The sequence below is a fragment of the Actinoplanes sp. DH11 genome (genome assembly GCF_020873875.1).
Classification (GTDB): domain Bacteria; phylum Actinomycetota; class Actinomycetes; order Mycobacteriales; family Micromonosporaceae; genus Actinoplanes.
Genome location: NZ_JAHWGU010000023.1, coordinates 132,167 through 142,278 on the forward strand (window position 1 = coordinate 132,167; position 10,112 = coordinate 142,278).

Genomic DNA, 10,112 nt, shown 5'->3' on the forward strand with positions numbered 1-10,112 from the left:
CGCGGGTAAGCGGTCGACCTGGCATTCGGCGCACAAAGGGGAAACCTGTGGCACTCAGCGATCAAGAGATCATCAGCTCCGACCCGGACGGCACGGCGGGCGAGGGCCCGGCCGACGGTGGCGCGAACCCGGTGGGCCGGGACGGCGGCGCCGACGGTGGCGCGTCGGAGGGCCCGGCGGACGGCGGCGCGAACCCGAACGCCGTCGACGGCGGTGCCGACGGCGGCGCCTCGGGCGAAGGGCCCGCGGACGGCGGCGCGAACCCCGGCGGCCACGACGGTGGTGCCGACGGCAGCGCCACCTGATGACGGCTCTGTCCCGCGTCGTCGCGCTGGACCCGGCCGCGTTCGCCGGCACCGTCTGGGGCCGCGAACCCCGCCTGACCCGGGCCGCCGATCTCGGCGGCCCGGGTGGTTTCACCGGGTTGCTCTCCCCGGCCGACATCGACGAGCTGCTCAGCCGGCGAGGGTTGCGGACCCCGTTCCTGCGGGTCGCCGACCAGGGCAAGGTGCTGCCGGCGAACCGGTTCGCCGGCGGTGGCGGCGCCGGTGCGGAGGTCGCCGACCAGGTCCGCGACGAGGACGTCATGCGCCTCTACGCCGAGGGCGCCACCCTGGTCCTGCAGGGCCTGCACCGGCTCTGGCCGCCGCTGATCGGCTTCGCCGGCGAGCTGGGCGCCGAGCTGAACCGCCCGCTGCAGGTGAACGCGTACCTCACGCCGCCGGCCAGCCAGGGCTTCAGCACCCACTACGACACCCACGACGTCTTCGTCCTGCAGGTGGACGGCACCAAGCAGTGGTGCGTGCACCCGCCGGTGCTGCCGGACCCGCTGGAGAAGCAGGCGTGGGGCGGCCGGGCCGACGAGGTCGCCGCCACCGCGCAGGGTGTGCCGGCGCTCGACGTGGTCCTGGAGCCGGGCGACGCCCTCTACCTGCCGCGCGGCTGGCTGCACTCGGCGCGGGCGCACGGCGAGCGCTCCCTGCACCTGACCATCGGGGTACGGGGACCGACCCGCCACACCCTCGTCGAGGAACTCCTGACCCTCGCCGCCAACGACCCGCGACTGCGCGCCACCCTGCCGTACGGCCTGGACGTCACCGACCCGGACGCGCTGGAACCCGAACTGGCCGCCACCGTCGCCGCCCTGCGGGACTGGCTCAGCACCGCCGACCCGGCCGCCGTCGCCGCGCGCCTGCGGGAACGCACCCGGCCGGACACCCGGCCCGCGCCGATCAGCCCGCTGGCCCAGCTCGACTTCGCGGCGGCGTTGCGCGGCAGCGACCGGATCGTCGCCCGTCCCGGGCTGCGCCGGTGGTGGACCGCGGACGGTGAGCTGCGGGCCGGTGGCCGCGCGGTGCGGTTCCCCGGCTATTGCGTGCCGGCCGTGCGGCTGGCCCTGGACGGCGAGCCGCACACCGTGGATGAACTTCCGCTGAACGATCCCGAGGATCGCCTGGTCCTGGCCCGGCGCCTGCTCACCGAGGCGATCGTCGTGCCGGCCGAGGGAATCGACGGCCGATCCGCGGGTATCGACCCGGCATGACTGATCCCAACGACGACCTCAGCAGCATCGCCGACTCCGGACTGCCCGGCGACGAACCGCAGGAGCCCGCGCACCCGCGGGCGGGTGCCGCCGCCGACCCCGGCGGTGACCTCTCCTTCGACGACCCCGACAACCGGGGCACCGCCACGCCGGAGAGCCAGGCGTCGCAGGGCGCCCCGCTCGGCCCACCCGACTGAAACCCCGCCCCGGCCCGGCCTGCACCGGCTCAGCCCGCCCCGGGCGCGGGCCGGAAAGGCCGGGACGGGTCAGCCTGTTCCGGCGGTCTGAGCGAACTGGACCGCCGTGAACAGCAGGCCCGCCGTGATCAGGCCGGTGGTGAGGACCGTGGCGACGGCCGCCGTGTCCAGGCCCACCCCGCGCCGGTCGGCCACCAGTTTCGCGGTGACCACGGCGAGGACCGGGCAGGCCAGCAGGACCAGCAGCGCCACCACCGGCGCGGCCTGCTGCCAGTCACCGCCGGCCGCCTCGCCGGTCTGCCGCAGCAGCACGTTGCCGAGCACCCCGAGCAGGCCGCCGGCGAACCCGAGGATGCCGAACAGGATCTGGGTGCCGAAGGTCAGCGGGCGCGCCTTCGGCGTGTACTTCACCCGGGTCTCGACCTCGTCCAGATAGTCCTGGGCGTCCCGCTCGGTGCGCTGGCGCGGGATGCTGGCCGGCGGCAGGGTGCGGCCGAACCGCTCGGCCGCCGGGCCGACCCGGTGCACGAACTCCGACCACAGGCCGGCGGCGCGGGCGTCGACGCTCTCCAGCGCGCGCTGGGCCCGGCGGACGTCGAGCCGCGCGTCCCGTACCTCCTCCTCGGCGGCCCGGACCGTCTCGTCGGCGGTGGCGGCCCGCTCGGCGTACCACCGCGCCGCCTCCACACGCAGGGCGGCGGCGCGCTGGTCAAGGGTGGTCAACCGGCGCAGGACGGTACGGTAGTCGGCCCGCTCGAAGTCGGACGGCTGCAGCTCGCTCATGAGGTTCCGTAAGGGATGATCACCTCGGCGCCGCGATGCACCGAGCGGTCGAAGTGCAGGGCTCGCCAGGGCCGGGGGTACCAGTTCGGCGCGCCGGTGCCCGGGTAGTACGGCGCGAGTTCGCTGCCGTGCACGTCGAGGGCGACCCAGGCGCCGATCGGGTCGGTCCGGGAGGCCTGGCCGCCGAGCGTGTCCCGCAGCAGCGAGGCGCCGCGCCACCAGCCCAGCACGTGCAGCCGCCGTTCCGGGCCCTGACGCAGCACCGTGCGCAGCTGGTCGGCGGCGGCCCGGCCACCGGGCAGCGCGTCCGCCGCGTAGATCATGATGAAGTGCGGCCGGTCGGCGGGCCACGCGGCGGTCGCCTCGGCGGCGGCGTCCTCCAGCAGCCAGTCGACGTTCTCCGAGTCGTACCACCCGCACTCCGGTATCCGGGCGTGCAGCGCCTCGGCGGCGACCCGGGCGTCCTGGTCGAGGCAGACCACCGAGAAGCGGGCGCCCTCCGGGGTGAACTGCGTGGCCAATGACCGGCCTGCGGTGGCGAGCACCGCGCAGGCCTCCTCCACCCGGGTGCCGAGCACGGCCAGGTTGCGGCCCGGGGCGCGGCGCAGCAGCGTACGCGCGGAGCGTGCCGTCACGTCGATGGTCTCGCCGAGCAGGGCCATCGGCGCCGCCGGCGACTCGGACGGTTGCAGCCCGCGGAAGTCCGGGCTCTCCGCCAGTCGCGGGATGACGTCGCCGTCGAACAACCGCGGCGGCCCCAGCTCGGCCGGCCGTTTGCGCCAGAGCCGGTGCTGCAGGGCGCTCCACTGGTCCCGGTCGCCGGCCGCCGGCACCCGCACCACCTGGTTGGCCTCGGTGGCGCCGGAGTCCGCGTTGACGACCGCGTGGTAGCGGGGCAGCGTGTCGGCGGCGTTGTTCTGCTCGGCCAGCACCCGCCGGGCCCGGGGCAGCGCGATCCGCAGCGAGAACTGGGCGACGAGCGCGGGCCGGCCCCAGAGCGCCTCGATGCCGGAGACGTCCTGGCTGGCCAGCACCAGGTGGATGCCCTGTGATCGGCCGCGCCGGGCCAGGTCCTCCAGCAGGTCGACGGCTTCGGCGGCGACCGCGTCGCGGCCGGAGAGCAGCACCTGGAACTCGTCGACGACCGCGACGATCCGTGGCCACGAGCCGTCCGGGTCCTCGGCGCGCAGCTCGGCCAGGTTCGTCACCTCGTACTGTTTGGCCGCGTCGGCCCGCCGCCGCAGCTCGGTGCCGAGGAACCTCAGCAGGGCCAGGCCGAACTCCCGGTCGGTGTTGACGTTGACGCCGACCAGCCGCACGTGCGGCAGCCAGCTCGGGTCCCGCCGGCCCGGCGCGAACCGGGCGAACGACACACCCTCCTTGAAGTCGAGCAGGTAGAAGGCGAGCTCACCGGGGGAGTAGCGGGCGGCGAGCGCCCCCAGCCAGGCGTAGATGAAGTTGGTCTTGCCGGTGCCGGACGGCCCGGCGATCAGGGCGTGCGGCGGGTAGTCGCTCAGCGTCACCGACACCGGGGCGCCCTGCGGGCTGTCACCGAGCGGCGCGGTCAGCGCGGACGCCGAGGTCTCCTGCCATTCGTCGCCCGCCTCCGGCAGCAGGCTGTCCAGCGCCACCGGGGCGGGACCGGCCGCGACGGTACCGGCGATCTGCCGGCAGGTCGCGGTCACCAGTTCCGGCCAGGGACCGGGATCCAGGCGTACCGGCAGGTCGCCGGAGCCGGCCACCCGCGTCCCGTCGCCCGCCGCCGCGTGCACGAACTCGATCCCCGGGCCGGGCTCGACGGCCAGCCCGCGGATCACCAGGTGCACCCCGCACGCCGCGCCGGTGCGCAGCAACCGGTCCAGCTGGGAGCGCTCGTGCCGGGACAGTTCGGGCGCGCCGAGCAGCACCGCCACCCGCCACGGCTCGGGCCGCCGCTTGGTGGCCGCGTGCAGCTCCCGCAGCGAGGAATACTCCCCGGCGAGCACCTTCTCGTTGATCCGCCGGACGTGACCGACCAGGCCCTCCAGGAGCGCGGGCAGCTCGCTGGGGCCGGCGAAGGTGAGCACCCCGGCCGTGGCCAGCGGCGCGAACCCGGCGAGCCCGCCGCCGAGGTGCTCCGGGTCGTACCCGATGATCTGCACCGAGCCGGGCGCGCTGGTGCCGAGCGCGCGCAGCAGCAGGCCCGCGACAAGCTCGTCGGCGAGCCGGTCGTCGCCGTCCACCACGATGTGCCCGTGGTCGAGCAGCGGCACCAGCGCCGGGACCTCGGGCGGATCCTCGGCCACCGGTTTCGGCGGGGTGCCGGGCGCGGTCGTCCACGGGCCGCTGCGCTCCGGGTGCGGCACCGGCGCCTCGGGCAGCAGCAGCCGGCCGATCCGCAGCTCGGCCACTTTCGGCAGCGGTGTCGGCTCCCAGCTGTGCCAGGGTTCACCCGCCGCGCCGGGCGCCGACCGGTCCGCCGCCGCGGCCGCCGCGCCGGCCAGCGCCGCCAGCTCGGTGTCGTGCCACGCGTCGATCTCGCCGATCCGCTCGTCGCGGGCCGCCGCCAGTTTCCGCCGCCGGGCGCCGGCCGCGGCGGCCACCCGGCGCAGCCGCTCGTCGGCGGCGACGGCGGACTGCTGCGCGCGTTCCAGCGCGGTCTGTGCCGCTCCGAGCGCGTGGGACAGCCCGGCCCGGATCTCCATGACCCGCTGTTTGGTGGATTCAGCCATTTCCTACCGTTTTATCAGCCGGTTCGCTCATCGTTGCCCTCCCGGGCGTCGGCACCTCGGTGTACCGGCTCGGGTGCGTCCGGGTTCAGCGAGCCGGCGTCGCGGCCGAGGCGGGCCAGGAGCACGCCGGTCAGGACGCTGGCGGTCACCGCGTTGTCCGCCGGGTGATCGGCGGACCGTTCGTCGCTCTGCTGCTGCTGGACCGGGACCCGGCAGATCCGGGCGATGAGCGTCTCCAGCACGGCCGGCGAGGTGCCCGGCAGTAGCGCCCGCACCCGGGCCTGGGCGGCGGACCGCAGCCGGGGCACGTCCTCCGGGCGCGGCTCGTGGCCGAGCAGGTCACCGGCGAGCCGGTGCAGCACCGGGGTCGTCACCGCGGACAGGCCCAGCCCGGTCGAGGCGGTCACCGCGTGCAACTCGCGCCCGAGCCGGGCGCGGTCGCCGGCCCGGACCCCCGCCACCACCCGCCGCAGCAGCTCGGCGGTGCCGGTCTTCTCCGGCGGCTGCTTCTCCGGTGCCGGCTCGCCGGTCAGCTCGGCCACGCGCTGCTGCCACCACGGCGCCAGCGCCTCGGCCTGCTCCGGCTGCTCGGCGCGCTCGGCCTGGCGGGTCTCGTCGTGCTTGAGGGCGGCCCGCCACTCCTGCCGCGGCGCGGCGCCCGGGGTGCCGGCCAGCCCGAGCGTGGCCAGGTAGGTCTCGATCGCGTCCTGCGCGGCACGCAGGGCCGCTGCCGCGCGCTCCGCGTGCTCGGTGGCATTTCCCAGCACGGGTACGCCCATCTCGTCGACGGACTGCTCGCGAACCCAGTTCAGAATCTCGGTGGCATTGCGCAGCCGCTCCATCGCCGCCGTGACGAGGCCGCTGGGCAACTCGTCGGACGTGGCCCGGAGCTGGGCGCCGAGTTCCTGGAGCAGCGACATCGCGTCAGAGCTGCGCCGTGTAGGTCTGTGCCTGCTCGACCGCCACCTGCGTAGCGCCGAAGCACTCCTCCAGCTGCTGGTCCGCCTGCGACAGGGACGCGTGCGCCGCGCCCACCGCGTCGCTGGCGCTGCCGTCGAGGGCCGCCGCGAGGCTCTGCTGCGCCTCGCCGATCTTCTCACGAGCCGCCTGAATAGCCGCCTGACCCTCGGTGACCTGCGCAAGCGCGGCATCCACGGCAGCTCTCAACTCGGCGACACTGGCCACCCGTTGGCCCTCCTGTAGGTAACTCTGCTTGCTTTTTCAGCCTACCGCCCGGTTGTCGCCCGGCCGTCCTCGGTAACCCGGATTTGGCAGAGCCCGGTGTTATCCAGGGCCGGTGTGGACGCGACGCGAACGAGGCGATCCGCCCTGGTGATCGCCCTGTCCATTGTGGATCATGACGGCCCGGTCCGCCACTCGGGGCCGGTCGTCCCCGAGTGGAAAGATCCACCCGCCCGAGTCTGCCCGGGTCCCGCCACCTCCGCACGCCGCCCGCCCGCGGCGGCTCAGCGGGGGACCGCGGACGGGCCGCGGACCTCGGCGCCCAGCGCGCTCACCCGCGCGCGCAGGCCCCGGTCGGCGGTGACCACCACGATGCGCCGGGAACCGGCCGCGGCGCGGACCAGGTCGACGATCGTGTCGTCGCCGGAACCCGCCGCCCGCTCGACCCGGACGCCGCCGGGCGCCTGCGGGATGTCACGGGCCCGGCCTTCGACGACCAGGACCACGTCCACCGGCGCCGCCACGTCGGGCAGGCCGGCCGCCGGCACGCCGGCGAGGTTGTCGCGCAGTCGGATCGCGGCGCCGGCCCGGTCGCGCCACCAGCCGTCCGGCACCGAGCCGACCACGTTGGCGCCGTCCACGACGACGAGCGGATCAACGCCGGTCGGCGACAGCGGATCGGCGGCGGGCGGCGACAGCGGATCGGCGGCGGGCGGCGACAGCGGATCAGCGCCGACCGGCGGCAGCGGATCAGCAGAAGACGGCGATATGGGCGCCGGAGCGCCCGGCTCCTGGAACGCTGGGACCAGGGACACGGGCTCAGCGGGCGCGGGTTCGGGCGACGCGAACGGTACGGCCATGAAGTTGAGCGTACTCCAGTCAACTTTTTTGCTGGAACGGGAATCCTGAGGCCCCTGTGAGCGCTGTGCTGCCCGGCAACGTGAGTTGGTTGCCCGGATGCGACGCCGAGAGGCCGACATCCGCTTGAGCGATGTGACGGAGAAGAGAGACCTGATGAGCATCGGACCGTTCGGACCCGCGGGGTCCGGCCAGTGGGACGACCTGTTCGCGCGCTTCTTCGGTGCGGCCGGACCGCACCGGCCGGCGCAGCGTTTCGACATCGCGCGATACATGAGCAACGACGCCCGGCAGGTGCTCGCCGACGCCGCGCGCCGGGCTGCCGAGCAGTCAGACGGTGAGCGGGCGCTCGCCGACCTGGACACCGACCACCTGCTCTGGGCCGTGCTCCAGCAGGAGCCGATGAAGCAGACCGTCCGCCGCGCCGGCACCGACCCGGCCGCGCTGCTGGCCGAGCTCGACGCGCTGGCGGACAGCGAGCACGCGCGGACCGCGGCCGCGAACCGCCGGGCCGACATGAGCGCCTCGACCCGCGAAACCCCGGAGCAGGTCGCGCTGACCCCGGCCGCCAAGCGCGCGCTGCTGGACAGCCTGCAGATCTCCCGGGCCGTGGGTGCCTCCTACATCGGGCCCGAGCACATCCTGATGGCGCTCGGCCTGAACACCGACTCCGCGGCCGGGCGCCTGCTCGCCGGCCGGCTCGACCCGCGGAACATCCCGCACCCGGAGGCCTCCGCCGGCTCCGGCGGCGGGCACCACCACCGCCCGCACGAGAGCAACCCGAACACCCCGACGCTGGAGCAGTTCGGCGTCGACCTGACCGAGACCGCGCGGCGCGGCGAGATCGACCCGGTGGTCGGGCGTGCCGACGAGATCGAGCAGGCCGTCGAGATCCTGTCCCGGCGTACCAAGAACAACCCGGTCCTGATCGGTGAGGCCGGCGTCGGCAAGACCGCGATCGTCGAGGGCCTGGCCCAGCGGATCGTGGACGGCGACGTCCCGCTCACCCTGCAGGACAAGCGGGTCATCCAGCTCGACCTGGCCGGCCTGGTCGCCGGCACCCGCTACCGGGGCGACTTCGAGGAGCGCCTGCGCAAGGTGATCGAGGAGATCCAGGCGTCCGGTGACGACCTGATCGTCTTCCTCGACGAGATTCACACCCTGGTCGGCGCCGGTGGTGGCGGCGAGGGCGGCGGCATGGACGCCAGCAACATGCTCAAGCCGGCCCTGGCCCGGGGCAAGCTGCGCGTCATCGGCGCGACCACCCTCGACGAGTACCGCAAGCACATCGAGAAGGACGCCGCCCTGGCCCGCCGCTTCCAGCCGGTGCTGGTGGGGGAGCCGACGGTCGAGGACACCGTGGCTATCCTGCGCGGGCTGCGGGACAACTACGAGGCGCACCACCAGGTCCGGATCACCGACGAGGCGCTGGACGCCGCCGCGGTGCTCTCCGACCGCTACATCACCGACCGGTTCCTGCCGGACAAGGCGATCGACCTGATCGACCAGGCCGGCGCGCGGGTCCGGTTGCGGGTGAAGACCCCGGACGCCGGCCTGCGGGAGCGGGAGCGCCGCCTCGAGGAGCTGACCCGGGACCGGGACCAGGCGGTGGCGGCCGAGAAGTACGAGCGCGCCTCCGAGCTTCGCGACGAGATCAACACGCTGAAGCAGCAGATCGCCGACGCGGGTGTCGGGCCGGACGGGATTCCGCAGGTGACCCAGGACGACATCGCCGAGGTGGTGTCGCGCTCGACCGGCGTACCCGTCGCGCAGCTCACCGAGGCCGAGCGGGACCGCCTGCTCCGCCTGGAGCAGCACCTGCACGAGCACGTCATCGGCCAGGACGACGCCGTCGAGGCGGTCGCCGAGGCGGTCCGCCGCTCGCGGGCCGGTCTGGGCGACGAGGACCGCCCGGTGGGCAGCTTCCTCTTCCTCGGCCCGACCGGTGTCGGCAAGACCGAGCTGGCGCGTTCGCTGGCCGAGGCGCTGTTCGGCGACTCGGACAAGATGATCCGCCTGGACATGAGCGAGTTCCAGGAGCGGCACACCGTGTCGCGGCTGGTCGGTGCCCCTCCCGGCTACGTCGGTTACGGCGAGGCCGGACAGCTGACCGAGGCGGTGCGGCGCCGGCCGTACAGTGTGGTGCTGCTCGACGAGATCGAGAAGGCCCACCCGGACGTCTTCAACATCCTGCTCCAGGTGCTCGACGACGGCCGGCTCACCGACAGCCAGGGCCGGACGGTCAGCTTCAAGAACACCGTCCTGATCATGACCTCGAACCTCGGTTCGGACCTGATCACCGGCTCCACCCGCAGCGTCGGCTTCGGCGCGGCGGACAACGGGCGCTCGGCCGACGAGGAGCTCCGCGACCGCCTCGACCGGCGGCTCAAGGAATCGCTGCGGCCCGAGTTCATCAACCGGATCGACGAGATCATCATCTTCCGGCAGCTGGAGACCCAGCAGCTGCACCGGATCACCGAGATGATGCTCGACGAGACGCGGCGCCGGCTGCACGCGCAGGACGTCCGGATGGAGATCAGTGACGCGGCCGTCGACTGGCTCGCGGACCGTGGTTTCCAGCCCGAGTTCGGCGCCCGGCCGCTGCGCCGGACGATCCAGCGGGAGCTGGACAACCGGCTGTCCAAGATGCTGCTGGCGGCCGACCTGGCGCCGGGCCGCAAGGTCCGGGTCGACGTGGCGGACGACCAGCTCACCTTTGAGGTGGAGTCGTCGGTGGGCGCTCGCTAGGTCCCACCCCGGACGCGGCGAAACAGTCGGCGAAGCAGCCGTCGCCGGCACCGGCGACCCACTGCTCGTCGGCCAGGTCGGCCAGGTCGA

The 10,112-nt window shown here is 74.4% G+C and carries 9 protein-coding genes; 4 read left to right on the plus strand and 5 right to left on the minus strand.

Annotation, left to right across the window (positions count from 1 at the left end):
• The first annotated feature begins 68 nt into the window (after nt 1–68).
• Genes LPA41_RS29325 through LPA41_RS29335 form a run of 3 tightly spaced genes read left to right on the plus strand, consistent with a single transcriptional unit; the run spans nt 69 to nt 1,740 of the window.
• Nucleotides 69–305 (plus strand): BatC protein, encoded by a 237-nt coding sequence (locus LPA41_RS29325; RefSeq protein ID WP_374238222.1) that lies wholly within the window; start codon nt 69–71, stop codon nt 303–305.
• Nucleotides 305–1,543 carry a cupin domain-containing protein gene (locus tag LPA41_RS29330; protein ID WP_229074137.1) on the plus strand — a complete coding sequence of 413 codons (1,239 nt, stop codon included), beginning with the start codon at nt 305–307 and terminating at the stop codon, nt 1,541–1,543. The genes LPA41_RS29325 and LPA41_RS29330 overlap by 1 nt, the downstream gene beginning before the upstream one ends.
• A complete protein-coding gene (locus LPA41_RS29335; RefSeq protein WP_229074138.1) occupies nt 1,540–1,740 on the plus strand; it encodes a hypothetical protein in 201 nt (66 codons plus the stop codon). Before LPA41_RS29330 ends, LPA41_RS29335 begins: the two co-directional genes overlap by 4 nt.
• 69 nt (nt 1,741–1,809) lie before the next feature.
• On the opposite strand, the gene LPA41_RS29340 is transcribed toward LPA41_RS29335, so the two are convergent.
• The 5 genes from LPA41_RS29340 to LPA41_RS29360 form a co-directional block, all read right to left on the minus strand.
• Nucleotides 1,810–2,523, minus strand: a complete 714-nt coding sequence (locus LPA41_RS29340) for a hypothetical protein (RefSeq protein ID WP_229074139.1) — start codon at nt 2,521–2,523, stop codon at nt 1,810–1,812.
• Nucleotides 2,520–5,234, minus strand: coding sequence for an FtsK/SpoIIIE domain-containing protein (locus LPA41_RS29345; RefSeq protein ID WP_229074140.1), 2,715 nt, complete (start codon nt 5,232–5,234; stop codon nt 2,520–2,522). The genes LPA41_RS29340 and LPA41_RS29345 overlap by 4 nt, the downstream gene beginning before the upstream one ends.
• A 14-nt stretch (nt 5,235–5,248) precedes the next feature.
• A complete protein-coding gene (locus tag LPA41_RS29350; protein WP_229074141.1) occupies nt 5,249–6,154 on the minus strand; it encodes a hypothetical protein in 906 nt (301 codons plus the stop codon).
• A gap of 4 nt (nt 6,155–6,158) precedes the next feature.
• Nucleotides 6,159–6,419, minus strand: a complete 261-nt coding sequence (locus tag LPA41_RS29355; protein WP_229074142.1) for a hypothetical protein — start codon at nt 6,417–6,419, stop codon at nt 6,159–6,161.
• A gap of 281 nt (nt 6,420–6,700) precedes the next feature.
• Nucleotides 6,701–7,090 (minus strand): hypothetical protein, encoded by a 390-nt coding sequence (locus tag LPA41_RS29360; RefSeq protein WP_229074148.1) that lies wholly within the window; start codon nt 7,088–7,090, stop codon nt 6,701–6,703.
• 340 nt (nt 7,091–7,430) lie between these two features.
• On the opposite strand from LPA41_RS29360, the gene LPA41_RS29365 reads away from it, so the two are divergent.
• A complete protein-coding gene (locus LPA41_RS29365; RefSeq protein ID WP_229074143.1) occupies nt 7,431–10,022 on the plus strand; it encodes an ATP-dependent Clp protease ATP-binding subunit in 2,592 nt (863 codons plus the stop codon).
• Nucleotides 10,023–10,112 lie beyond the last annotated feature (90 nt).

What these genes read in the sequence shown, in the direction of transcription:
- LPA41_RS29330 (WP_229074137.1), top strand. Translation starts at nt 305, where the DNA reads ATGACGGCTCTGTCCCGCGTCGTCGCGCTGGACCCGGCCGCGTTCGCC.
- LPA41_RS29335 (WP_229074138.1), top strand. Translation starts at nt 1,540, where the DNA reads ATGACTGATCCCAACGACGACCTCAGCAGCATCGCCGACTCCGGACTG.
- LPA41_RS29340 (WP_229074139.1), bottom strand. Translation starts at nt 2,523, where the DNA reads ATGAGCGAGCTGCAGCCGTCCGACTTCGAGCGGGCCGACTACCGTACC.
- LPA41_RS29345 (WP_229074140.1), bottom strand. Translation starts at nt 5,234, where the DNA reads ATGGCTGAATCCACCAAACAGCGGGTCATGGAGATCCGGGCCGGGCTG.
- LPA41_RS29350 (WP_229074141.1), bottom strand. Translation starts at nt 6,154, where the DNA reads ATGTCGCTGCTCCAGGAACTCGGCGCCCAGCTCCGGGCCACGTCCGAC.
- LPA41_RS29365 (WP_229074143.1), top strand. Translation starts at nt 7,431, where the DNA reads ATGAGCATCGGACCGTTCGGACCCGCGGGGTCCGGCCAGTGGGACGAC.